A 23,933-nucleotide genomic window follows, 5' to 3' on the forward strand; every position below is an offset into this window, starting at 1 on the left:
GGACCCCCGCGCCGGGGCCGGCCGGGACCACCGGCAGGCCCCGGCTCCGTCAGTGCCCCGGCAGCACGCACACGGTGTCGAGCCCCAGTACGCGGTTGAGCCGGCCGAACGCCAGCCAGGACCCGATGCTCATGGTCAGTTCCACGATCTGGAGCTGGCTGTAGTGCGCCGTCATCCGCGTCCAGAACGCGTCGTCGAGGCCGTGGTGGTCCAGGGTGTACCGCTCGGCGTACTCGGCGGCCAGGCGGGTGCGGTCGTCGAAGGCGTCGGTCGTGCGCCACCGGGCCACCGCCTCGGCGAACTCCTCCTCGACCTTCTGCCCGTCCCGCTCGGTCCGCCAGTCGAGGCAGAAGGCGCACCCGTTGATCTGCGCGATCCGCAGCCGCGCGGCCTCGAACTCCCGCAGGCCCAGGGTGGTGTGGGCGTACACCGCGAGGGAGAACTCCGAGGCGGCGACCCCGATACCCGGGACCATCTCACCCCACACGTACTCGATGGGGTTCTTGCCCTCGGGGATGTCGATGTTCACCACTGGCTCCTTCCGAGCTTGCCGACCGCCGGGCGCAGGGGGACGTCCAGCGCGTCGTAGAGACCCGGCTTCGCTTCCACGAGCCAGTCGACCGCGCCCACCAGGCGGCCCACGGCGGTGGCGTTCCCGCCCGCCGACCGGTTCTCGCCCTCGTCGGTGGCCTCCACCGTGACCTCGATGCGCGGGCGGCCCTCGATGACGACCCGGTGGGCCCCGGCGCCGTCGGGCGGGGTGGGCCAGTCCGGGGCGCAGGACGGGTGGATCCGGGTGATGTGCTCGATGACGATGCGCGGTTCGCCCGCGACGATGCCCTGCACCTCGAAACACACCGCACCCTGGGTGCCCGCCTCGAACTCGCCCATGGTCCGTGTGGTCACCGTGGCGTCGAGCGGGCGCCGGTCCAGCGTCTCGCGGATGTCGTCGAGTTCGACGCCCAGGGCCCTGGCCATCAGCCGTATCTGACCGCCCCACACCATCGTCGGGACCGTCGGTGCGAGCATCAGAGGCTCGTAGTCCATCGGCTGCCCCATGCCGACCAGGTACCGGACGGAGTCGGGCTGGTCGTACGTGGAGTAGTCGAAGATCTCCTGGCAGCGGATCATGTCCACCGTCGTGGCCAGTCCGCTGATCAGCAGGGGCAGTACGTCGTTGCCCCAGCCCGGGTCCACCCCGGAGACGAACAGCGAGCCGCCGCCCTCGGCCACGGCGGCCAGCACCGGCTCGCGCAGCTCCGGCGGGGCATTGCGCTGGTCGTACAGCGCGTACAGCGAGGGGGTGACGACCACGGCCCCGGCCCGGATCGCCCGGACGATGTCGGCGAGCGCGTCGTCGGGGCGGATGTCGCCCGACGCCGCGTACACCACGGCGCGGGGGCCGGCGGCCAGTACCGACGCGATGTCGTCGGTCGCCGCGACCCCCAGGTCGCGGTCGAGCCCGCAGAGCTCGCCCGCGTCGCGGCCGGCCTTGGCCGGGTCGTGCACCAGAACGGCCGACAGGCGCAGTGCCGGATGGGCGTCGACGGCACGGACGGCCGCACGGCCGACGTTGCCGGTTCCCCAGACAACCGTGGAAATCATGCGGCGGAGGGTAGCGCCCGGGCCTGTCACTTCCCAGAGATGTGACCGCAGCAAATGCCGGTCCCGGCACACGATCTGACGCAGTGTCAGGTTACCGGGCGGGTCGCACGCTCCAGCTCCAGCAGCGCGGACCGGTAGCCGCGACCCGTGGCATGCTCCATGCCCACCTCGCACATCCGGTTTGCCGAGAGGTACACGTCGTACTCGCGCGCCCGGACCTCCGCGGCCTCGCGCGCCGTGGCCGATTCCGTCAGCTCCCTGTGCAGCATGCCCCGGTCCCCGGCGAACGCGCAGCACCGCACGTCGTCCGGTACGACGACCTCCTCGGCGCACGCCTCGGCGACGGCGATCAGCGCCGCCGCGTCGCCCAGGTGCCGCATCGAACAGGTCGGGTGCAGGACGGCGGACCCGGCCCTGCGCAGAACCCGGAGGCGGGGGAGCAGCTCGTCGGCGGCCCAGACGACCGAGTCGACCACGGTCAGCTCGCCGTGCAACTCGCGGTTCGCGTCGGTGAGGTACGGCACCACCTCGCGCGCGAGGCCCAGCGCGCAGGAGGACGCGTCGACGACCAGGGGCAGCGTGCCGCCCGCCGTCCACCCCCAGGCGGCCTCCACCACGCGGTTCGCCATGACGGCGGTGGCCGCCTCGTACCCCTTCGAGTGCCAGATCGTCGCGCAGCAGGTGCCCGCCACGTCGGCGGGAATCCACACCGGCCTCCCCGCCCGCTCCGACACGGCGACGACCGCCTGCGGCAGGGACGGGCCCCGGTAACGCTCCGGCTCACCGAAGATCCGGTTGACGCACGCCGGGTAGTAGACGGCGTGCGCTCCGGTGCGCGCGGTGCGGGGGAGGGGCCGGGCGGCCGCGCCGGGGATCTCCGGCAGCCACTGCGGCACCAGGTCGGGACGTACGGCCCTGCGGGCGAGGCCCGTGACCGCCCGGACCAGCCGGTCCCCGGCGCGGTCCGCAGCGGCCACCGCGAGGCGTGCCGCCGCCTCGACCGCGCCGAAGTGCTCGGCGGTCAGCGCGGCGATCCGCTCCTCGCGCGGCGCGTGCCGGCGGTGCCTGAAGTCCTTCATCAGCGCGCCGGTGTCGATACCGACGGGACAGGCGAGCGAGCACGTCGAGTCCCCGGCGCACGTGTCGACCGCGTCGTACCCGTACGCGTCGAGCAGCCCGTCCTGGACCGGCGAACCGGTGGCCTGGCGCATCATCTCCCGGCGCAGCACGATGCGCTGGCGCGGAGTGGTCGTCAGGTCCGAGCTCGGGCACGTCGGTTCGCAGAAGCCGCACTCGATGCACGGGTCGGCGACCGGCTCGATCCCGGGGATGGTCTTGAGGCCGCGCAGATGCGCCTTCGGGTCGCGGTCCAGGACGACGCGCGGGGCGAGCACGCCACCGGGGTCGACGAGCCGCTTCGTACGCCACATCAGTTCCGTCGCCCTCGGGCCCCACTCCAGCTCCAGGAAGGGCGCGATGTTGCGCCCGGTGGCGTGCTCAGCCTTGAGCGACCCGTCGAAACGCCCGACCGTCAGCCGGCAGAACGCGTCCATGAAGGCGGCGTAGCGCGCGACGTCCGCGGGGTCGGCGGCGTCGAAGGCCAGCAGGAAGTGCAGGTTGCCGTGCGCCGCGTGACCGGCCACCGCCGCGTCGAACCCGTGCTCCCGCTGGAGCTCCAGGAGCGCCTCGCACGCCTCGGCGAGCCGCGACGGGGGCACGGCGAAGTCCTCGGTGATCAGGGTCGTGCCGGCGGGACGGGCGCCGCCCACCGCCGTGACGAACGCCTTGCGCGCCTTCCAGTACCCCGTGATCGTCCGGGCGTCCCGGGTGAACCGATTGGTCACCGACGCGACCGGGGCGACGACTTCGAGCCCGCTCAGTGCCTCGTCCGCCGCTCGTTCGCAGCGCTCCAGAGCCGCCTCGTCGGGCGCCCGGAACTCCACCAGCAGCGCCGCCGTCTCCTGCGGCAGCCGCGCCCAGTCCGCCGGGACGCCCTCGACGCTCACCGAGGCGCGCAGCGTGTTGCCGTCCATCAGCTCGACCGCGACGGCCCCCGCGTCGTTGAAGCGGGGAACGGCGGCGGCAGCGGCGGACAGCGTGGGGAAGAAGAGCAGCGCCGTCGTGAGCACGCGGTCGAGCGGCAGGGTGTCGAAGACGACCTCGGAGAGGAAACCGAGGGTGCCTTCGGAGCCGACCATCAGACCGCGCAGGACCGCCACGGGCGTCGAACCGTCGAGGAAGGCGTCGAGCCGGTAGCCGTTGGTGTTCTTGATCGCGTACTTCGCGCGGACACGGGCGGTGAGCTCCGCGTCCGCCTCGATCTCCGCCTTGATCGCCATGAGCCCCGCGCACAGACCGGGCTCCGCGCGGGCCAGTTTCTCGTCCGCCGCCGGGTCCGCCGTGTCGACGACCGTGCCGCTCGGCAGGACGAAGGTGAGGGAGGCCAGGGTGCGGTAGGAGTTGCGGGTGGTGCCCGCCGTCATGCCGGACGCGTTGTTCGCGACGACACCGCCGACCGTGCAGGCGATGGCGCTCGCCGGGTCGGGGCCGAGGACGCGGCCGTGGCGGGCGAGGGCGGCGTTGGCCCGTACGACCGTGGTGCCCGGCCGGATCCGGGCGCGCGCGCCGCCGTCCAGGACCTCGACGCCCGCCCAGTGCCGGCGTACGTCGACCAGGATGTCCTCGCCCTGGGCCTGGCCGTTGAGCGAGGTGCCCGCCGCCCGGAAGACGACCTCGCGGCCCTTGGCCCGCGCGTACGCGAGGACCGCCGAGACGTCGTCGACGTCCTCGGCCACCACGACGACCCGGGGGACGAAGCGGTACGGGCTGGCGTCCGACGCGTACCGCACGAGGTCGGAGACCTTCCACAGCACTTTGCCCGCCCCGAGGAGCGCGGTCAGCTCACCGCGCAGCGGTTCCGGCGTGCCGCCGGCCAGCGCGTCCGGCACCCGGTCGGGCGCGGGCGGCGGCGGGGCCGCGGGGCGCAGCGATCCCGGCTCGGGCTCCAGCAGAGGCATCCGGTCCCCCTCGGTTCAGCAGCGGCGCTCCGGCATCCCGTCGACCAGAGCGGACAGCAGGCCCCCGAGCACCTCGCGCTGCCCGGCGGTCAATGGGGCCAGGATGTCCTCCGCGGCGTCCCGGCGCGCGCTGCGCAGCGCGCGGAGCGTCGCGCGGCCGGTGTCGGTGAGCTCGATCCTGATGACACGCCGGTTCGTGGGATCCGGCACCCGGCGCACCCGGCCGCTCGCCTCCAGGCCGTCGACCAGGGTGGTCACGGCGCGGGGGACCACGTCCAGGCGCTGGGCGAGGTCCGCCATCCGCGGTGGCCGGTCGTGCAGGTCGTAGTGCGAGACGGTGCGCAGCAGGCGCGACTGGGCGGGCGTGATGCCGATCGGCTCCATCTGCTGACGCTGGATCCGGTGAAGCCGGCGCGTCAGCCGGAGAAGCTGCTCGGCGAGCAGGCCGTCGGCGTCTGAGGTGCTCATAGCGGGAACATTATCAGGACCACGCTCATTGTGAACAGGGTCATTGTGAGCACAGGTAACAATGAGCTAGGCTCGCAGAATCGTCGTCTCACCCCCGCGAAGGAGCCCATGCACCCCGATCGGCCCACGTGGACACCACCGGCCCGCGATCCCGCCCAGCCGGAGGAGCCCGCGCAGGTGCGCCGCATCCTCCGGCTCTTCCGGCCCTACCGGGGCCGGCTGGCCGTCGTCGGCCTGCTCGTCGCGGCCTCCTCCCTGGTCGCCGTCGCCTCCCCGTTCATGCTCAGGGAGATCCTCGACACCGCGATCCCGCAGGGACGCACGGGGCTGCTGAGCCTGCTCGCCCTCGGCATGATCCTGACCGCCGTGGTGACGAGCGTCTTCGGCGTGCTCCAGACCCTGATCTCCACGACGGTCGGCCAGCGCGTCATGCACGACCTGCGCACCGCCGTCTACGCCCAGCTCCAGCGCATGCCGCTGGCCTTCTTCACCCGGACCCGCACCGGCGAGGTGCAGTCCCGCATCGCCAACGACATCGGCGGCATGCAGGCGACGGTCACCTCCACCGCCACCTCGCTGGTCTCGAACCTCACCTCCGTGGTGGCCACGGTCGTCGCCATGCTGGCCCTCGACTGGCGGCTGACCGTCGTGTCCCTGCTCCTGCTGCCGGTCTTCGTGTGGATCAGCCGCCGGGTCGGCCGCGAGCGCAAGAAGATCACCACGCAGCGGCAGAAGCAGATGGCCTCGATGGCCGCCACCGTCACGGAGTCGCTGTCGGTCAGCGGCATCCTCCTCGGCCGCACCATGGGCCGGGCCGACTCCCTGACCAAGTCCTTCGCCGACGAGTCCGAGCGCCTCGTCGACCTCGAAGTGCGCTCCAACATGGCCGGACGCTGGCGCATGTCCACCATCGGCATCGTGATGGCCGCCATGCCGGCCGTCATCTACTGGGCCGCCGGCCTGACCATGAGCACGGGCGGGGCGGCCGTGTCGCTGGGTACGCTCGTCGCCTTCGTCTCGCTCCAGCAGGGCCTCTTCCGCCCGGCCGTGAGCCTCCTGTCGACCGGTGTGCAGATGCAGACCTCGCTCGCCCTCTTCCAGCGGATCTTCGAGTACCTCGACCTGCCGGTGGACATCACCGAGCCCCGGAAGCCGGTCCGGCTGGAGAAGATCCGCGGCGAAGTGCGCTTCGACGACGTCCACTTCACGTACGACGAGAAGAACGGGCCCACGCTCACCGGAATCGACATCACCGTCCCGGCGGGCGGCAGTCTGGCGATCGTCGGCCCCACCGGCTCCGGCAAGAGCACCCTCAGCTACCTGGTGCCCCGGCTGTACGACGTGACGGACGGCAGCGTCACCCTCGACGGCGTCGACGTGCGCGACCTGGACTTCGACACGCTGGCCCGCGCGGTCGGCGTGGTCTCCCAGGAGACGTACCTCTTCCACGCCTCCGTCGCCGAGAACCTGCGCTTCGCGAAGCCGGACGCGACCGACGAGGAGCTGCGTGCCGCCGCCGAGGCGGCACAGATCCACGACCACATCGCCTCACTCCCCGACGGGTACGACACCCTCGTCGGCGAGCGGGGGTACCGCTTCTCCGGCGGCGAGAAGCAGCGCCTGGCGATCGCCCGCACCATCCTGCGCGACCCGCCCGTCCTCATCCTCGACGAGGCGACGAGCGCGCTCGACACCCGTACCGAGCACGCCGTGCAGCAGGCCATCGACGCGCTCTCGGCGGGCCGTACGACCATCACCATCGCGCACCGGCTCTCCACGGTCAGGGACGCCGGCCAGATCGTCGTTCTCGACGGCGGAAGAACCGTCGAGCGCGGCACGCACGAGGAACTGCTCGCCCGGGAGGGCCGGTACGCGGCGCTCGTGCGCAGGGACGAGCGGGTCTCCTCCGCCGCGACCTGAGCGTCAGGCCGTCCGGACACGACAGCGCCGTCCCTCCCCTGGGACGGGGGAGAAGCGGCGCCGGCGGGACCTCGGTCAGACCAGCCGGCCCAGGAAGTGGAAGGCGCCGGCGAGAAGGTCGGTGATGAGGTTCATGAGCGTGGGTCTCCTTGTGCTGCGTGCTTGTGCCTTCGGGACAGCGCGGTGGCGGTCTGCAGCCCGTCGCTCGCGCACCGTAAGCATCGTGCGCCGCGCGGCGAAGGGGCGACGAACGTCGATCGGCTACGCGTTCGAGCGGGCCCCTGTTCGCGTGTTCGCGTCGCCCTGGATGGACCATCGCCGCTCCACGACATCCCGGGAACGGCGGCCGGAGCGGGTTAGCGTGCCCGCATGGAGAACGAGCCCGCACCGAAGCGGCCCGCGCACGGTCCCCGCCTGACGCGCCGTGGCCGGCTGCTGCTGATCGTCGCCATGGCCGCCACCGTGGCGACCGCCGCGGTCCTGGTGCCGCTGCTGCTGCTCCGACAGGAGCGGCGCGAGCCGCGCAGCCTGCTGATCCCGGAAGGCTGGCGGGCCTCCCAGGTGTACGCCGCGGTCGACAAGGCGCTCGGCGTCGCACCGCGGACCACCGAGAAGGCGGCGAGCACGGCGCGACTGAAGCTGCCGCCCGCGGCCCGGGGCAACCCGGAGGGCTTCCTCTTCCCCGCGACCTATCCCGTCGACGAGAGGGCGACACCGGCGAGCCTGCTCTCGTACATGGTCGACACGGCCGGCAAGAACTTCGGGATCACCCGCGCGGACTACCGCAGCGTCGTCATCGCCAGCATCGTGCAGGCCGAGGCCGACACGGCCGAGGACATGGGGAAGGTCGCGCGCGTCATCGACAACCGGCTGGCGCGGGGCATGCCGCTCCAGATGGACTCGACGATCAACTACGCCCTCAAGCGCTCGACGCTCGACACCACGCACGCGGACACGCGGATCAACACCCCGTACAACACGTACGAACGGGCCGGCCTGCCGCCGACGCCGATCGGCAACCCCGGCCGCCAGGCGATGAACGCGACGCTCACCCCGCCGCCCGGGAAGTGGCTGTACTTCGTCACCGTCGCGCCCGGGGACACCCGTTTCACCGACACTTACGCCGAACAACGCGAGAACGTCGCGGAGTTCAACGCGAACCGCCGGGGCACGAGCAAGAACGGCGGCTGACCGCCGGGCGGCGCACTGCTGGACGCGCCCGGTACGGCGCCCTCAGCCCGCGACCGGAACCGGCTCTGTCACCGATGTGACCGGGAGCGCCGCCACCGCTGCCCCGCTTCCCGCCGTCGCCGCTGCTGGATCCGCACCCGCCGGCGTCCGCTCCAGCAGCCGCACGACCCCCCGTACGGCCGCGCGCCCCGCACGGTTGGCCCCGATGGTGCTGGCCGAAGGCCCGTACCCGACCAGATGGATCCGCTCGTCGCGCGCGGCGCGCGTGCCGTCCACGCGGATGCCGCCACCCGCTTCACGCAGCCTGAGCGGCGCGAGGTGGTCGATCACGGCACGGAACCCGGTGGCCCACAGGATCACGTCCGCGTCGACCGTGCGTCCGTCGGCCCAGGCCACCCCGCCCGGCGTCACCCTGTCGAACATCGGCAGCCGGTCCAGCGCTCCCTCCGCGCGGGCCCGTGCGACGGCCTCCGTCACGGCCAGTCCGGTCACCGACACGACGCTCTGCGGCGGCAGCCCGCGCCGTACCCGCTCGTCGACGAGCGCGACCGCCGCCCGCCCCTGCTCCTCGCCGAACGGTCCGTCGCGGAACACCGGCGGGCGCCGCGTCACCCACGTCGTGGCGGCCGCGACGGAGGCGATCTCCATCAGGTGCTGTACGCCGGAGGTCCCGCCGCCCACGACCACCACCCGCCGCCCGGCGAACTCCCGCGGTCCCGGATAGTGCGCGGTGTGCAGCTGCCGCCCGCGGAAGCTCTCCTGCCCGGGGTAGCGCGGCCAGAAGGGGCGGTCCCAGGTGCCTGTCGCGTTGATCAGCGCGCGCGTCGACCAGACGCCCTCCGACGTCTCGACGCGCAGCCGGCCGTGCTCCCCCTCGCGGACCGCCCGCACGTCGACGGGGCGCCGTACCCGCAGGCCGAAGGTCCGCTCGTACGACGCGAAGTACTCCCCGACGACCTCGGAGGACGGGCGGCTCCCGTCGGCGCCGGTCAGCTCCATGCCCGGCAGCGCGTGCATGCCGTGGACCTTGCCGTACGTCAGGGTCGGCCACCGGAACTGCCACGCGCCGCCCGGCCGGGGCGCGTGGTCGAGGACGACGAAGTCGCGCCCGGGCTCCAGGCCCGCGCGCCGCAGGTGGTAGGCGCTGGACAGCCCTGCCTGGCCCGCACCGATGACGACGACGTCCACGTCCCGCACCGCAGTGTTGTTCATGGTTCTACCAACAGGGGCGCAGGTGCGGATCTTCCCGCCCCACGTAATTCCCGGGGATGTGGGTACGGTGCCGGAATGACGCCCGTCGCATACGTGTACCGCGTGGACGCCCCCGCCGGGAGCGCCGGATGGCGCCCCCTCGGCTCCCGCTACCGAGGCACGATCACCACCGCCACCCAGCCCGAGGACGCCGAGTTCGTGGCGGCGGTGGTGGTGCGTGACCTTGCGACCCAGTGGGATCACGAGGGTTCCGGCGTCCACCACGTGCGGATCTGCGTGTGGCGCGACGCGGAGGGCCTGGGTCCCGAGGACGCCGAATGCACGGTGGAGGTCCAGCCGGACCTGGACACCCTGCCGGGCGCGTAGACCCGGCAGGGAGCGGGCCGGGCCCCGGTCTGCCGCCGGTGCCCGTCCGGCCCAACGCCCCACCCGTACGGACCAGCCGCCCGGCGGCTGCGTGACGCGGGAACGCGGCCGCACTGATCGCCCCGGCGGGGCAGGTGGCCGCGCCGCCGGCAGTCACCCCAGGAACGACAGGCGGATCTGGCGCCGGGGGTTGTCCTTGTTGGTGTCGACCAGGACCACGGACTGCCACGTCCCCAGCTCCAGGGCTCCGCCGATCACGGGAAGCGTCACGTGCGGCGGGACGATGGCGGGGAGCACGTGGTCCCGGCCGTGACCGGTGGAGCCGTGCCGGTGCTGCCAGCGGTTGTCCGCGGGGAGCAGCTGGTGAAGGGCTGCCAGGAGGTCGGCGTCGCTTCCCGCCCCTGTCTCGATGACGGCGAGACCGGCGGTCGCGTGCGGTGTGAAGACGTTGAGCAGGCCGTCGCGGCCCTGAGCCTCCTCCTGGAGGAACGTCGCGCACATGTCGGTCACATCGCACACGGTCTCGTCGGAGCCGGTCGTCACGCTGATGATTCGCGTCCTGAAGTTGTCGGTCATACGCCCATCCTCGCGCCCCGACCGCTCCTGGGGGCGCTGCGAAGGGCCTGCGTCGCATCCGGTCCCGGGCGGCCGGGGCGGCCGTACTCCGGCAGGCGGTCTGCGCGTGCCGGCCCCACCGGGCCCCGTCCGGCCGCTTCGTCGCGCGACGCGGCAGGCGTGAGCGCCCCGACTCGGGGCACGCGGACGGCATGCCTATTCTGAGGAAAGCCGCTCGCCCCCTGCTCGCCTCCGTCTTCGTCTCGGGCGGACTCCGTACCTTGCGCGACCCGCGGTCCGTGGCTCCCGCCGCCGACCCCGTGGCCCAGCCCGTGACGGAACGGGTACCGCAGCTCCCGGACGAGACGGCGCGACTTGTCCAGATCAACAGCGCCGTCCAGCTGGGGGCCGGCCTGCTGCTGTCGATCGGCCGGTTCCCGCGCACCTCCGCCCTCGCGCTGGCCGCCTCGCTCGTGCCGACGACCCTGGCCGGTCACGCCTGGTGGAAGAGCGAGGACCCCGACGAACGAGCCCGTCAGCGCGTCCAGTTCGTCAAGAACGTCTCTCTCCTGGGCGGGCTGCTGCTCGCCGCCGCCGACACCCACGGGAAGCCGTCGCTCGCCTACCGCTCGCGCACCGCGGCGTCGTCCGGCCGCCGGCGGGCCCGTCGCGCCGGGCGCGACGTGGGGTCGGCAGTCTCCGACGCCGCGCACAGTGTCCAGTCGGCGGCCGGCTCCGTACGGGACCGGCTTCCCGTCGGCTGACAGGGACGTGGCGGCCCGCGCGGGCCGGGAGGTACGGGGCGGCGACCGTGCGGCGCCCCGCCCGGCTAGGGGTGCAGCGTCGCGTCGCCCGTGACCTCGATGCCGGTCCGCTGGCCCGGACGCACGGCCACCGGGCCGGTGACGCGGACGCCGACCGGGGCCGGCAGGCCGTCGACCGTGACGGTGACCATGGCGTCGTGCCCGTAGTACGCCACGTCCGTCACGGTGCCCCGGGCCGGCGCGTTCGCGGCGGGCCGCAGCCGCAGCTGCTCGGGGCGCAGCAGGACGGTGCCGTCGCTCGGGCCCCCGGCCGGTGCGGCCAGCGGGAGGCGGCCCAGGGCGGTCGTGGCGGTGTCGTCGCCGGTGGCGCCGGCCGTGCCGGGCAGCAGCACCGCGTCGCCGACGAAGCGGGCCACCCAGGTGTCGGCGGGGCGTCGGTAGACCTCCTGGGGCGTGTCGCACTGGGCGACCCTGCCGTCCCGAACGACCGCGACCAGGTCCGCCATGGACAGCGCCTCCTGCTGGTCGTGGGTGACCAGGACGCCGGTGGCGCCGGTGGCCCGCAGGGCTGCCCGTACGTCGGCCCGCACCCCCGTGCGCAGGGCGCTGTCGAGGGCGTTGAACGGCTCGTCGAGCAGGACCAGCGCGGGCCGGGGCGCCAGGGCGCGGGCCAGGGCGACGCGTTGCTGCTGGCCGCCCGACAGCTCGTGCGGCATGCGGTCGCCGTACCCGCCGAGGCCGACGAGTCCGAGCATCTCCTCCGTACGGGCGCGACGTTCGGCGCGGGGGAGGCCGGTCAGGCCGAAGGCCACGTTGCGCGCGACGCTCAAGTGCGGGAACAACGCGCCCTCCTGGGGCACGATCCCGACCCGGCGGCTCTCCGGAGGCAGGTGCGCGCCGGGGGCGGACAGGACGCGCCCGCCGACCGCGACGGTGCCCGCGTCCGCCCGCAGGAAGCCGGCGATCACGCGCAGCAGGGTGGTCTTGCCGCAGCCGGAAGGGCCGAGCACGGCGGCCAGCGCGCCGCCGGGGACGTGCAGGTCGAGTCCGTCGAGGACCTTCGCGTCCGGGCCGTAGCCCTTGGACACTCCGGTGATCCGCAGATCGTTCATGTGCGGTGCCTCCCGAGGAGGTAGGAGGGGACGGCGGCGAGCAGGATCAGCGCCGCCGCGTACGGCGCGGCGGCGGCGAACGACCCGGTTCCGGTCTCCGTCCACAGCCGGGTGGCGAGGGTGTCCATGCCGGTGGGGCGCAGGAGCAGGGTCGCCGGCAGTTCCTTCATGCAGACGACGAAGGTCAGCGCCGCCCCGGCGGCGACCCCCGGCGCGGCCAGCGGCACGGTGACCTCGCGCAGCACGCGCAGCGGACCACGGCCGAGCGAGCGGGCGACGTCCTCCAGCACCGGCGGGGACTGCAGCACGGCGGCCCGCGTGGCGGCCACCGCGACGGGCAGGAAGAGCACGGCGTACGCGCAGACCAGCAACGGGTAGGCCTGGTACAGCGGTTCGGCGTAACGGACCGCGAAGAAGACGAGCGACAGGGCGACGGTGATGCCGGGCAGCGCGTGGCCCGCGTACGCCGACTGCTCCAGCAGGTGCGCGGCCCGCCCCCGGTGCCGCGCGGCGATCACCCCCACGGGCAGGGCGAGCAGGCTGGTCAGCAGCGCGCCGGCCGCGGCGACGCCCAGGGTCGCGGCGGCGGTGTCGAGCAGCCGGGCCGGGTCCCAGGTCGCGGAGTTGCCGACGGCGAGCCAGTACCCGAGCGTGCCCAGCGGAGTGACGACGGCGACGGCCGTGACCGCCGCACACCAGGCAAGCGCGGGTACGCGCCACCGGCCGAGGGGGACGGGGACGGCCGGCCGCGCCGTCCCGCCGCCCGTCCTGGCGTGCCCCGCGCGTCCGCGCGTCCGCGCCTCGGCGGCGACCAGCGCGACGGTCATGACGACCAGGACCACGCTGAGCGCGGCGGCGGGAGTGCGGTCGAAACTGGCCCGGTACGAGGTGTAGATGCCACGCGTGAAGGTGTCGTACCGCATCAGGGACACCGCGCCGAAGTCGGACAGCACGTACAGGGCCACCAGCACCGCGCCCCCGGCCGCCGCGGGCCGCACCTGGGGCAGCGTCACGCGCCAGAAGGTCCGCAACGGCCCGGTGCCCAGCGACCGGGCGACCTCCTCCTGCGCCGGGTCCGCGCCGCGCAGCGAGGCCGTGACGGGCAGGTAGACGTACGGGAAGCTCACCAGGGTCAGTGCGAGAGCCGACCCGGTGAAGCCCGCGAGGCCCGGGAAGGCGGACAGCCACGCGAACGCCGCCACATAACTGGGCACCGCGAGCGGCAGGGTCACCAGTACGGACCAGGCCCGGGCGGCGGGCAGGGCGGTCCGTACGGTCAGCCAGGCCAGCGAGACGCCCAGCAGCAGGCTGGCCGTGACGACGACGGCGGCGAGCGTGAGGCTGCGGCCGAGGAGCTGCGCCGTGCGCTCGTTCGCGACGACCTGCCAGGCGAAGGCGGGGCCGCGCTCCAGGGAGCGGACCGCGAGGTAGCCGAGCGGCAGCAGCGCGAACACCGCCGCGACGACGGCGGGAACGAGGAGGACGGCGGGCGGGCGGCGCTCGGCGCGCAGCCGCCCGGCCGGCGCGTGCGGGCCGGACGGGCGGGGCGGGAGGGCGCCCGGTCCCGCCGGTGCGACGGGATCCGGGGCAGTCATGACGGCTAGACCATCCCGACGTCCTGGAGCATCTTCAGGGTCTCCTGAAGCGATTCCAGCCTGCCGAGGTCGATCTTGGGGGCGTCGAGCGAGTCCAGCGGCGGCAGGTCCTCGACGGTGCTGGTCACGCCGGCGGCCAGCGGGTACTCCTTGGTGTCGTCGGCGAAGTACTTCTGCGCCTTCTCGGACAGCAGGAAGTCGACGGCCTTCTGCGCCGCGGGGGCCTGGTCGCTGCCCTTGAGGATGCCGACTCCGGCCGCGTTGACAAGCGAGCCGGGGTCGCCGCCGGGCAGGAAGTGGATCTTCGCGCCGACCTTGTCCTCGCCCTTCTCGGCGACCTGCTCGTACCAGTAGTAGTGGTTCACGAGGCCGAGGGCGACCTCGCCGGCGCCGACCGCTTCCAGCACCTTGAGGTTGTTCTCGTACACCTTCGGCTCGTTGGCCTTCAAACCCTTGAGCCAGTCGCGGGTGGCGTCGTCGCCCTCCAGGACGCGCATGCCGGTGACGAAGGCCTGGAAGGAGGCGTTGGTCGGTACGTACCCGACCTTGCCCTTCCATGCGGGCTTCGTCAGCTCGTGCACGCTGTCCGGCGCCTTGGTGACCTGGTCGGGGTCGTACGCCAGGACGCGCACGCGTCCCGAGGTGCCGACCCAGTCGCCCGCGCCGCCGCGGAAGGAGGGGTCCACCCGGTCGAGGGAGGACTGGGGGAGCTTCTTCAGCAGCCCCTTCTTCGACAGCGCCCCGAGGGCCCCGGCGTCCTGGGAGAAGAACAGTCCGGCCTTGGTCCGGTCGCCCTCCTCCTGGATCTGGGCGGCCATCTCGGCGCTGTCGCCGTAGCGGACGGCGATCGTGGTGCCGATGGCCTTCTCCATGTCCTCCAGGAGCGGCTTGACCAGGTTCTCGTTGCGACCGGAGTAGATCACGAGACCGGCGTCGTCCTCGGGGTTGCCGCAGCCGGCGACCGTGGCGAGGAGGGCCGCTGCCGCGCCGAGCGCGGTCAGACGTCGGATCAGGGGGCGTCGCATGCGAAGCCTTTCTGCATGGCTCACCTGCGCCGCGTGTCGCGTCGTCAGGGAGCGAGCGGCGTAGCGGGGCCGCGGGGAGACCTGGGGACGCCCAATGAATAAGGTAAAGCTTACCTAAACGTCAAGGGTGATGTACGTAACATTTCAGCCCTGCCGGGAGTGCGGCGGAGCCGACCTTACCCGGCCCTTATCCGTGCACGCACAGTGGATCACCTGTGATGTGCCTGTGACTACCCAAGAAGGTAAGGCTTTCCTACGATGCGCTCGTGAAAGCCCCTTCCGGCCTGCTCCCAGGCACCAAGAGCGTCCCGTTCGCCGTCGGCCTCGCGGCCCACGGCGACCGTACGGCCGTCATCACCGCCGACGGCCCGGTGTCCTACCGCGAGCTCGCCGTACGGGTCGACGCCACCGCCCGCCGCCTCGGCAGGGAGCGGCGCCTGATCCTGCTCGTCGCGTCCAACACCGTCGACGCGCTCGTGGTCCACCTCGCGGCCCTCGCGGCGGGCCACCCCGTGCTGCTGGTGCCGGGCGACCACCCCGAGGCCGTGCGGTCGCTGACCCGCGCGTACGACCCCGACATCGTGGCGCACGCCGACGGCGGCCGGTGGGTGCTCGACGAGCGGCGGCCCGCCTCCGCCCACACCCTGCACCCGGACCTCGCGCTGCTGCTGAGCACCTCCGGCTCCACCGGATCGCCGAAGCTCGTCCGGCTCTCGCACGAGAATCTCCAGGCCAACGCGGAGTCCATCGCCGCGTACCTCGACATCCGGGACACCGACCGCGCCGCGGCCACCCTGCCGATGCACTACTGCTACGGCCTCTCCGTCGTCCACAGCCACCTGCTGCGCGGCGCCGCCGTGATCCTCACCGGCCTCTCGGTCACCGACGCCTGCTTCTGGGAGCTGTTCCGCACCGCCCGCGGGACGAGCCTGTCCGGCGTCCCGTACACCTTCGACCTGCTCGACCGGGTCGGCTTCGAGGCGATGGACCTGCCCCACCTGCGCTACGTCACCCAGGCCGGAGGACGGCTGGCGCCCGACCGGGTCAAGCGGTACGCCGCCATGGGACGGGCCGCCGGCTGGGACCTGTTCGTCATGTACGGCCAGACCGAGGCCACCGCCCGCATGGCCTACCTGCCGCCGGAACTCGCCGCCACCCGCCCCCAGGCGGCCGGAGTCGCCGTCCCCGGCGGCTCCTTCCGGATCCAGCCGCTCGCGGACTGGCCCGGCGAGGCCACCGGCGAGCTGGTGTACACGGGGCCCAACGTCATGCTCGGCTACGCCGAATGCCCGGCGGACCTCGGGCTCGGCCGTACCGTCGACGAGCTGCACACCGGCGACGTCGCCCGGCGCGCCCCCGACGGCCTGTACGAACTCATCGGCCGTCGCAGCCGGTTCGCGAAGATACTCGGTTTGCGGATCGACCCGCAGCGGGTGGAGGCGATGCTGGAGAAGCACGGCGTCACCTCCTGCTGCGCCGGTGACGACGACGAACTGGTCGTGGCGGTCACGGGCGCCCCGGACGCCGTCGGCCGCACCGAGGTGCGGCGGCTGGTGACCGCCGAATGCGGGCTGCCGGCGCGCGCCGTACGCGTGTGCGTCCTGGCCGAACTCCCCAGGCTCGCCACGGGAAAGCCCGACTACCGGGCGATACGTGAACTCACCCGGCCCGTGCCCGAGGCCCCCGTCCCCGGCCCAGGCGCGGCGGCATCCGTGCCCGCCGCCGTCGACCTGTGCGGGCTGTACGCGCGGCTCCTCGACCGGGACGACGTCACCGAGGACAGCAGCTTCGTCGGCCTCGGCGGCGACTCCCTGTCGTACGTCGAGATGTCACTGCACCTCGAAGACGCGCTGGGGCGCCTGCCCGACCACTGGCACACCCTCCCCATACGTGAACTCCGGCAACCTTCCGCCCCACCCGCCCGGCGCCGGAACGGACTTCGCCGCCGCACGCTGGAGATGAGCGTCGCGCTGCGCGCCGTGGCCATCGTGCTCATCGTCGGCTCGCACATCCACCTCTTCTGGGTCAAGGGCGGCGCCCATGTCCTGCTCGGTGTCGCGGGCTACAACTTCGCCCGCTTCCACCTCACTTCCGCCGACCGCCGCGAGCGCCTGCGCAACGTCGGCCGCAGCGCCGCGAGGATCGCCGTGCCGAGCACGGCGTGGCTCGCGCTCATGCTGCTCGTCACCGACGACTACGACCTCACCGGCGTCCTGCTGCTCACCAGCCTCCTCGGCCCCAACGACGGCTTCTGGTTCATCGAAGTCCTCCTCTACATGCTGCTCGCCGTCGCCGCGCTGCTCGCCGTGCCCCGGATGGACCGCGCCGAGCGCCGCTTCCCGTTCGCCCTGCCCGCCGGCCTGCTGGCCCTGGGACTCGTCGGCCGCTACGCCCTCTTCGGCCTCGACGACCGCATGCACGTCCCGCTGGTCGCCACGGTCTTCTGGCTCTTCGCCCTGGGCTGGACCGCCGCCAGGGCCGCCACCGTGCGGCAGCGGCTGCTGGTGAACGCCGTGGTCCTGGCCGCTGTGCCCGGCTTCTTCAGCGGGGAGCCGGCCCGTGAGGCGGTCGTCATGGCCGGCCTGACCCTGCTGATCTGGGTCCGTAACCTGCCGAGCCTCGCCTCCGTCAACCGCGTCGCGGGCGTACTCGCGGGCAGTTCGCTCTACATCTACGTGACGCACTGGCAGGTCTTCCCCTACCTGGAAGACCGGTCGAAGCTGCTCGCCACGCTCGCCTCGCTCCTGGTCGGCATCGCGTACGCCGCCCTGGCGACCCGGGTCGCGACCCGGTGGCGCTCCTCGCACCGTGCCCGCAAGGCGTCCCTCCGAGCCCGTCGGGCGGCGTGACGGCGGTCCGACGAAGGTGCGGCCCCGGCTTCAGCCCGCCTTGCGGAGGGACCGGGCTCTGGCCCGGTGCAGCGGCGAGCGCTCCTCCTCGCTCAGGCCGCCCCAGACCCCCGAGCGCTGCCCGGAGCGCAGGGCGTACGCGAGACACTGCCGGGTGACGGGGCAGCGCCCGCACACCTCCTTCGCCGCGGCCTGCTCGTCCAGGGCGGGGCCCTTGGCCCCGACGGGGAAGAACAGTTCCGGGTCGGTGTCCGCGCAGGCCGCCCTGCTCAACCACCTCTCGTCCAACGGGAGCACATCCATGGGCCGCCGGGTGCCCGGGCCGCCCGGGGTCAAACCGGCCTCCCCGGCATCCCCCCGGTTCCGGCACATCGCGCAGCGGGCGCGTCTCCGTGTGATCGTGGTTTGTGGGACCACATCGGAATGGCCGCCCCCGCAGGGGGGACCCGGAGCGTCGTAGGGACCCGGCTGGGAGGAGACGACGATGCGCGCACTGACCTGGCACGGACGACGGGACGTACGGGTGGACACGGTTCCCGACCCGCAGATCAAAGAGCCGACCGACGTGATCGTACGCATCACCTCGACCGGCATCTGCGGTTCCGACCTGCATCTGTACGAGGTGCTCGGGCCCTATCTCGACGCGGGCGACATCCTCGGCCACGAGCCCATGGGCATCGTCGAGGAAGTCGGCGCGGGCGTCTCCGCACTCGCGCCCGGCGACCGGGTGGTGATCCCCTTCAACGTCTCCTGCCAGCACTGCTTCATGTGCGAACAGGGCCTGCACTCGCAGTGCGAGACCACCCAGGTCCGGGAACGCGGCATGGGCGCGTCGCTCTTCGGATACACCAAGCTGTACGGCCAGGTCCCCGGCGGGCAGGCCGAGTTCCTCCGCGTCCCGTTCGGCGACAGCCTGCCGATCAAGGTGCCGCAGGGACCGCCCGACGAGCGTTTCGTCTACCTGTCCGACGTGCTCCCCACCGCCTGGCAGGCCGTCGAGTACGCCGCGATCCCGCCCGGCGGCACCGTGACCGTACTCGGCCTCGGCCCCATCGGCGACATGGCGGCCCGCATCGCCCTGCACCGGGGCGCGAGCCTGGTCATCGGTGTCGACCTGGTGCCGGAGCGGCTGAGCCGCGCGGCGGCCCGCGGGGTCAAGGCGCTCGACCTGAGCAGCTACGGAAAGAACCTCCCCGACGCCATTCGGGACCTGACCGACGGCCGGGGCACCGACTCCGTGATCGACGCCGTCGGCATGGAGGCCCACGGAGCGCCCGTCGCCAAGGCCGCCCAGTGGGTGACCGGCCTGCTCCCCGACGCCGTCGCGCAACGGCTGATGGAGAACGCCGGAATCGATCGCCTGCACGCCCTCTACACCGCGATCGACGTGGTGCGCCGGGGCGGCACCATCTCCCTGTCCGGCGTCTACGGCGGCATGGCGGACCCGATGCCGATGCTGACCCTCTTCGACAAGCAGATCCAGCTGCGGATGGGCCAGGCCAACGTCAAGCGCTGGGTGGACGACATCCTGCCGCTCCTCGACGACACCGACCCGCTGGGCGTCGAGGGGTTCGCGACCCACTCCGTGCCGCTGGAGGACGCCCCGAAGGCGTACGAGACGTTCCAGGCCAAGCAGGACGGCATGGTGAAGACGCTGCTCAAGCCCTGAGGGCCGGCCGTCGGTCTCTCAGGCGAGCGGGCCCAGGTCGAAGACGCCGTACCCGAATCCGTCGGCCGTGACGACGTGCTCGTCGACGCGTACGCCCGAGACCTCCAGGGGCCGGAGCGGACCGCCGCGCACGGCGGCGGGCGCGGCGACGGTGGCCGTGTCGCGCCGCGGATTGACGACGACCAGATAGCGCCCGCCCCGGAGGTGGACGAGGGGGTGGCCGTCGTGCAGGACGGCCACCGTGCCCGCGCTGCCCAGCTCCGGAGTGGCGTGGCGCAGGGCGATCAGGCGGCGGACCAGGTGCAGCAGCGAGTCCTCGTCGCGCCGCTGGGCGGCCACGGTGGGCCGGTCCGGGTCGGGGTCCAGCGGCAGGTAGAAGCGGTCGGCCGGGGCGGTGGAGAACCCGGCCCCCGGGCCGGTGTCCCACTGCATGGGGGTACGGGAGCCGGCGCGGTTGTAGCGCGGGCCCAGGACGCTGCCCTCCTTGTCGGGGAGGCCGGGGACGAAGCGCATGCCGATCTCGTCGCCGTAGTAGATGGCGGGAAGCGTCGGCCAGGTCAGCTGGAAGGCGAACGCGGCGGGGAGCTGCCGCCGGGTGCGGGGGCCGCAGTTGAGGCGGGCGAAGTCGTGGTTGGCGGTGGGCAGGGCGGCGAAACCGCGCCCGGCGACGACGGCGGACGCCTCCTGCCACGCCGCGAGGAACGGGCGGGGCGAGCCCTTGCCCGAGGGATCGAAGAAGCAGTCGACGGGGTCCCACTCGTCGGCGTCGGTCCCCTCCCGGTTGTTCCACAGGGAGCGCAGGGGGCGGCCCACGGTGGGGCCGCCGAACTGCAGGAAGAAGTCGCCGTGGAAGCCCGCCGGTACGGACACCGCCGGGTCGCCCCACTCCGAAAGCAGGACCGCTTCGGGATGGGCGGCGTCCAGCCAGTGGCGCGTCTCGGTCCAGATCCTGGACGTCTCCATCGTGCCCGGGTCGTCCTTGACGAGGGAGGCGGCCATGTCGACGCGGAAGCCGGACAGGCCGAGCCCGAGCCAGTGGTCCATGACGGCGCGCAGGGCGGCGCGGTTCGCGCGGGGGCCCTCGGCGTCGACGGGCCGGCGCCAGGGCTCGGCCGGATGCGTGCGGGCGTATCCGAAGTTGAGTGCCGGCTGGGAGTCGAAGAAGTTCGGCAGGTACGCGCCGGGACGGGCGCCGGGCGACGCGACGAAGCCCGCCGGGGCAGGCCGCGTGCCGTCGGTCCAGATGTACCGGTCGTCTTCGGGATCGTCGGCGGAGGCGGTGAACCACGGGTGCTGGTCGGAGGTGTGCCCCGCGACGAGGTCGAGGAGGACGCGGATGCCGTGCCGGCGCGCCTCCTCGACGAGCGCGGCGAGGTCGTCCTCGGTGCCGTAACGGGGGGCTACGGAGAAGTAGTCGCTGATGTCGTAGCCGGCGTCCCGGAACGGCGAGGCGAAGCACGGGTTCAGCCAGACGGTGTTGACGCCCAGCCAGGCGAGGTGGTCGAGGTGCCGCGTGATGCCGTTGAAGTCGCCGATGCCGTCCCCGTCGGAGTCGGCGAAGGACTGCGGGTAGATCTGGTAGAAGACGGCGTCGGCCAACCAGGCCGGGGCGGGTCGGAACGATGTCATGAGCCGGGGCTTCCTTCCCTCGTGGTCAGTGCGCCGACACCGACCATGACACCGCGACGCCCCGGCCGGGAAGTGCCCGGCCGGGGCGTCGGTACCGCCTGGAACTAGTCCTGCTGTGCGCCCGAGGGGAGCGTACGCAGCTTCATCGTGGTGCTGGTGTTGAACGCCCAGTCGAGCATCTTCTTGGCGTCCGTGTAGCGGTTCGCGTCGTTGAGGACGACCCCCACGACCGTCCGGTCGCCCCGCTTGGCGGCGAACACCAGGCAGGGACCCGCGACGGAACCCGTGCCGGTCTTGATGCCGATGGCGCCGCTGTACGAACCGAGGAGCTGGTTCGTGTTGTACCAGGTGTAGACCCGGCCGTTGGTGGCCGTCTGCTTGGTGCTCTTCGCCTTGACGACCGCCCCGAAGGTCGAGTTCCCGAGCGCACGACGGGCCAGCTTGGCCGAGTCGCGGGGCGTGGTGAGGTTGTTGCCCGCCGCCGAGATGCCGTCGAAGGAGTCGTACTTGGTGTTCGTCATGCCCAGCGAGGCGGCCTTCTTGTTCATCTTGGAGATGAACGACTTCTTGCGGGCCGTCTCGGTGGTGCCCGTGCCGAAGGTGTCGGCGAGGGCGTACGCGGCGTCGCAGCCCGACGGCAGCATCAGCCCGTACAGCAACTGACGCACCGTGAGCTTGTCGCCCCGCTTGAGGTCGGCCGTGCTCGCACCGTTACGGGCGACGTAGTCGCGGTAACTCTGCTTGACGGTGACCAGCTTGTTGAGGTTGACCCCGCTCGTCTCCAGCACCACGACGGCCGTCATGACCTTCGTCGTGCTGGCCATCTGCCGCTTGGTGTCGGCGGACTTGCTCCACAGCGTCTTGTTGGGCTTGCTGTCGAGCAGGAAGGCGCCCTTGGCGCTGACGGTGGGACCGGTGGCCGCCTGCGCGACCGTCGTCGGTGTGACCACCGCGAATGCCGCCGTGGACGCCACCAGCGTCATCCCCCATCGGCGGACTGCTATGCCCCCAGGTCTCACGTATGTGTCTCCATTCCCTCAACCGCGCAAATACTGTCGAACGGCATGTTCGCATCAGGTACCCGGTGCGGGAACGGTGGGGTGTGCGTGAACATGTGGTGACCGGTTCCCGCCCCGCCGGGTGCCTGCGGAAGGACGCGGCGCGCCCACGTCCCGGTTCCGGCCGGAGTCAGGTCTGTGCGGCCCGCGTCCTGAACTCGCCCCCGCCGCACGGGAATAGGGGGTGGGTCACCGCTGCGCCGCGGCCGACCGGCCGACCGACTCCACCAGCGGGAGCAGCCGGTGCGGGACCCGCTCGCGCAGGGCCACCTCGGTCCGTGTCCGTACGACGCCGGGAATCTGGATCAGCCGCTGGATGACGTCCTCCAGGTGCCCGGCGTCGCGCGCCGCCACCCGGGTCATCAGGTCGCCGCCGCCGGTGATGGAGAACGCCTCGATGATCTCGGGTACGGCCGCGAGCGCGTCGCCCACCGCGTCCAGATGCCCCTGCGTGACTTCCACGTGGACGAAGGCGAGTACGGGGTGGTCGAGGGCGGCGGGGGAGAGGGTGGGGCCCGTACCCGTGATCACGCCGTCGCGCTCCATCCGGTCGAGGCGGGCCTGGAGCGTCCCGCGCGCGATGCCGAGGAGACGGGCGTACTCGCGCACACTCGTGCGCGGCTGCTCGATGAGCAGCCGCAGGATGCGGGTGTCGAGCTCGTCCACTGCCATGTCCGTCGGTCTCCTTCCGGCCCTGCCGTCCGGCCGTAGACCCTACAGAGCGGCAGCGGCTCCCGCCGAGCAGGTGATCCCATATGTCCGATTTGGGTAGGGCGTGGCGCGGGATCGGGACGAACGGGGCGAGGGCGTGGAACGCCCGCGCGAGGGCGCTCGCGAAAGGCGCCCGAAGCGGCTCTCGGCGCCCCGGGTCATGCGGTCGGCGACGGATCAGCTGGAAGGTCTGCTGGGCAGGGCCCCCGAGTCCGTATCGGCGGTGCGGCCCATCGGCGACGGGTGGGAGGCCGAGGTCGAAGTACTGGAGATCGAGCGCATTCCCGAGACGACGAGCGTGATGGCCGGCTACCGGGTCACGCTCGACGCCGAGGGTGAACTCATGTCGTACGAGCGGGTCCGCCGGTACACGCGCGGTCAGACCGACCGACGAGCCTGACGGCCCGGCCATCGCGCCCGACGGTGTCCGTGCCGTGCAGGTGAACACGGTGGGACGGGGCGCACCAGCGGTGTCGCCCGCGAAGGGAGGCGCCATGACCGTGGTGCCGCAAGGTGGCGGAGGCGGCGTGGCCCAAGGTGGCGGAGGCGGTTCCGGATCGTTGTACGACGTCCTCGAACTGATCGACCCTGTCGATCGCCGACATCGACCTCGTCCGGATCTCCCTGCGCGCGCTCATCACCTCCATCAGCGCGGAGGTGCCGGCTCCATGGCCGCGCGGCGGTCCGGCCTCCGTACTGCCGCCCGGCGACCGGCTCCCCCCGTCATGACACCGGACGCCACACCGCCGGACCCCCGGAGCCGCTACGACGAAGTGGCGGACGCGGCCGGCCGCGCCTTCCGCCTCTTCCCGCGGCCCCGCAGGACCTCCCCCGGCCGGGGCACGACCGCGCGCCGAGGCCGGGCGCCAGGATCAACACCGACCCCGACACCGTCGAGCGCGACCTGATGAAGCTGGTGCTCACGCTCGTCGAGCTCCTCCGCCAGCTCATGGAGCGCCAGGCCATGCACCGCGTGGACGCCGGCGACCTCACCGGGGAGGAGGAACGCCTGGGCGTGACGCTGATGCTCCTCCACGACCGGATGACGGACCTCTGCGCCCGCTACGGCCTGACCATGCGGGACCTCAACCTGGACCTCGGCCCCTCGGCCCCCTCCTCCCGCCCGCCGACCCGCCCGGCTGACGGCGGAGGCGTCGGCCCGGCCACCCTGGGTGCTTTCCGAGGCA

Annotated in this window: 20 protein-coding genes and 2 pseudogenes; 9 read left to right on the forward strand and 13 right to left on the reverse strand. The window is 72.9% G+C overall.

The features are described 5' to 3' along the window. Positions 1-49: 49 nt before the first annotated feature. The 4 genes from IE185_RS20505 to IE185_RS20520 form a co-directional block, all read right to left on the reverse strand. Positions 50-529: a carboxymuconolactone decarboxylase family protein gene (locus IE185_RS20505; protein WP_138896125.1), complete on the reverse strand. Its 480-nt coding sequence runs from the start codon at positions 527-529 to the stop codon at positions 50-52. Continuing rightward, positions 526-1,605, reverse strand: coding sequence for an NAD(P)H-dependent amine dehydrogenase family protein (locus tag IE185_RS20510; RefSeq protein WP_138896124.1), 1,080 nt, complete (start codon positions 1,603-1,605; stop codon positions 526-528). Before IE185_RS20510 ends, IE185_RS20505 begins: the two co-directional genes overlap by 4 nt. 86 nt (positions 1,606-1,691) lie before the next feature. Continuing rightward, positions 1,692-4,622, reverse strand: coding sequence for an FAD-binding and (Fe-S)-binding domain-containing protein (locus IE185_RS20515; RefSeq protein WP_189715691.1), 2,931 nt, complete (start codon positions 4,620-4,622; stop codon positions 1,692-1,694). Positions 4,623-4,637: 15 nt separating this feature from the next. Next, positions 4,638-5,090, reverse strand: coding sequence for a MarR family winged helix-turn-helix transcriptional regulator (locus IE185_RS20520; protein ID WP_138897111.1), 453 nt, complete (start codon positions 5,088-5,090; stop codon positions 4,638-4,640). Between the two features lie 108 nt (positions 5,091-5,198). Between IE185_RS20520 and IE185_RS20525 the strand changes: the two genes are divergently transcribed. Further along, positions 5,199-7,010, forward strand: a complete 1,812-nt coding sequence (locus IE185_RS20525) for an ABC transporter ATP-binding protein (protein WP_138897110.1) — start codon at positions 5,199-5,201, stop codon at positions 7,008-7,010. A 369-nt stretch (positions 7,011-7,379) separates the two neighbouring features. Then, positions 7,380-8,201 carry an endolytic transglycosylase MltG gene (mltG, locus tag IE185_RS20530; protein ID WP_138897109.1) on the forward strand — a complete coding sequence of 274 codons (822 nt, stop codon included), beginning with the start codon at positions 7,380-7,382 and terminating at the stop codon, positions 8,199-8,201. A 42-nt stretch (positions 8,202-8,243) separates the two neighbouring features. Here mltG and IE185_RS20535 read toward each other — a convergent pair whose 3' ends face one another. Continuing rightward, positions 8,244-9,413: an FAD-dependent oxidoreductase gene (locus tag IE185_RS20535; RefSeq protein WP_138897108.1), complete on the reverse strand. Its 1,170-nt coding sequence runs from the start codon at positions 9,411-9,413 to the stop codon at positions 8,244-8,246. A 75-nt stretch (positions 9,414-9,488) separates the two neighbouring features. On the opposite strand from IE185_RS20535, the gene IE185_RS20540 reads away from it, so the two are divergent. Further along, entirely contained in the window at positions 9,489-9,779 is a 291-nt protein-coding gene (locus tag IE185_RS20540) for a hypothetical protein (RefSeq protein WP_138897107.1), read from the forward strand. Between the two features lie 153 nt (positions 9,780-9,932). Here IE185_RS20540 and IE185_RS20545 read toward each other — a convergent pair whose 3' ends face one another. Then, on the reverse strand, positions 9,933-10,355 hold the full coding sequence (locus IE185_RS20545) for a secondary thiamine-phosphate synthase enzyme YjbQ (RefSeq protein WP_138897106.1): 423 nt from the start codon (positions 10,353-10,355) through the stop codon (positions 9,933-9,935). Positions 10,356-10,546: 191 nt separating this feature from the next. On the opposite strand from IE185_RS20545, the gene IE185_RS20550 reads away from it, so the two are divergent. Then, positions 10,547-11,098 (forward strand): DoxX family protein, encoded by a 552-nt coding sequence (locus tag IE185_RS20550; RefSeq protein WP_189715693.1) that lies wholly within the window; start codon positions 10,547-10,549, stop codon positions 11,096-11,098. Between the two features lie 65 nt (positions 11,099-11,163). Here the strand turns inward: IE185_RS20550 and IE185_RS20555 are convergent, their stop codons facing one another. From IE185_RS20555 to IE185_RS20565, 3 genes are read right to left on the reverse strand one after another with little or no spacing between them, the layout of a single operon-like run. Further along, positions 11,164-12,210 carry an ABC transporter ATP-binding protein gene (locus IE185_RS20555; RefSeq protein WP_138899170.1) on the reverse strand — a complete coding sequence of 349 codons (1,047 nt, stop codon included), beginning with the start codon at positions 12,208-12,210 and terminating at the stop codon, positions 11,164-11,166. Further along, a complete protein-coding gene (locus IE185_RS20560; protein WP_189715695.1) occupies positions 12,207-13,805 on the reverse strand; it encodes an ABC transporter permease in 1,599 nt (532 codons plus the stop codon). The genes IE185_RS20555 and IE185_RS20560 overlap by 4 nt, the downstream gene beginning before the upstream one ends. 5 nt (positions 13,806-13,810) lie before the next feature. Further along, a complete protein-coding gene (locus tag IE185_RS20565) occupies positions 13,811-14,830 on the reverse strand; it encodes an iron ABC transporter substrate-binding protein (RefSeq protein ID WP_138897046.1) in 1,020 nt (339 codons plus the stop codon). Between the two features lie 266 nt (positions 14,831-15,096). Between IE185_RS20565 and IE185_RS20570 the strand changes: the two genes are divergently transcribed. After that, on the forward strand, positions 15,097-17,679 hold the full coding sequence (locus IE185_RS20570; protein WP_138897045.1) for an AMP-binding protein: 2,583 nt from the start codon (positions 15,097-15,099) through the stop codon (positions 17,677-17,679). 30 nt (positions 17,680-17,709) lie between these two features. Here IE185_RS20570 and IE185_RS20575 read toward each other — a convergent pair whose 3' ends face one another. Continuing rightward, positions 17,710-17,982, reverse strand: coding sequence for a WhiB family transcriptional regulator (locus IE185_RS20575; protein WP_138897044.1), 273 nt, complete (start codon positions 17,980-17,982; stop codon positions 17,710-17,712). Positions 17,983-18,163: 181 nt separating this feature from the next. Between IE185_RS20575 and IE185_RS20580 the strand changes: the two genes are divergently transcribed. Beyond that, positions 18,164-19,348: a zinc-dependent alcohol dehydrogenase gene (locus tag IE185_RS20580; protein WP_138897043.1), complete on the forward strand. Its 1,185-nt coding sequence runs from the start codon at positions 18,164-18,166 to the stop codon at positions 19,346-19,348. Between the two features lie 18 nt (positions 19,349-19,366). On the opposite strand, the gene IE185_RS20585 is transcribed toward IE185_RS20580, so the two are convergent. The 3 genes from IE185_RS20585 to IE185_RS20595 form a co-directional block, all read right to left on the reverse strand. After that, a complete protein-coding gene (locus tag IE185_RS20585) occupies positions 19,367-20,977 on the reverse strand; it encodes an alpha-amylase family glycosyl hydrolase (protein WP_138909083.1) in 1,611 nt (536 codons plus the stop codon). A gap of 104 nt (positions 20,978-21,081) precedes the next feature. Then, positions 21,082-21,960: a D-alanyl-D-alanine carboxypeptidase family protein gene (locus IE185_RS20590; RefSeq protein ID WP_138897042.1), complete on the reverse strand. Its 879-nt coding sequence runs from the start codon at positions 21,958-21,960 to the stop codon at positions 21,082-21,084. 264 nt (positions 21,961-22,224) lie between these two features. Then, positions 22,225-22,707: an Lrp/AsnC family transcriptional regulator gene (locus tag IE185_RS20595; RefSeq protein WP_189715697.1), complete on the reverse strand. Its 483-nt coding sequence runs from the start codon at positions 22,705-22,707 to the stop codon at positions 22,225-22,227. A 136-nt stretch (positions 22,708-22,843) separates the two neighbouring features. Here IE185_RS20595 and IE185_RS20600 point away from each other — a divergent pair, with 136 nt between their 5' ends. The 3 genes and pseudogenes from IE185_RS20600 to IE185_RS20605 all read left to right on the forward strand — a co-directional run bounded on the left by IE185_RS20600 (position 22,844) and on the right by IE185_RS20605 (position 23,889). Next, on the forward strand, positions 22,844-23,146 hold the full coding sequence (locus IE185_RS20600) for a gas vesicle protein GvpO (protein WP_229843608.1): 303 nt from the start codon (positions 22,844-22,846) through the stop codon (positions 23,144-23,146). Positions 23,147-23,334: 188 nt separating this feature from the next. Next, positions 23,335-23,475 (forward strand): annotated as a pseudogene (locus IE185_RS33225) (gas vesicle protein); the annotation flags it as partial. Next, a pseudogene (locus IE185_RS20605) lies at positions 23,472-23,889 on the forward strand (gas vesicle protein K). The pseudogenes IE185_RS33225 and IE185_RS20605, both read left to right, overlap by 4 nt. Positions 23,890-23,933 lie beyond the last annotated feature (44 nt).

The sequence above is a fragment of the Streptomyces chryseus genome (assembly GCF_014650755.1).
Classification (GTDB): Bacteria; Actinomycetota; Actinomycetes; order Streptomycetales; family Streptomycetaceae; genus Streptomyces; species Streptomyces chryseus.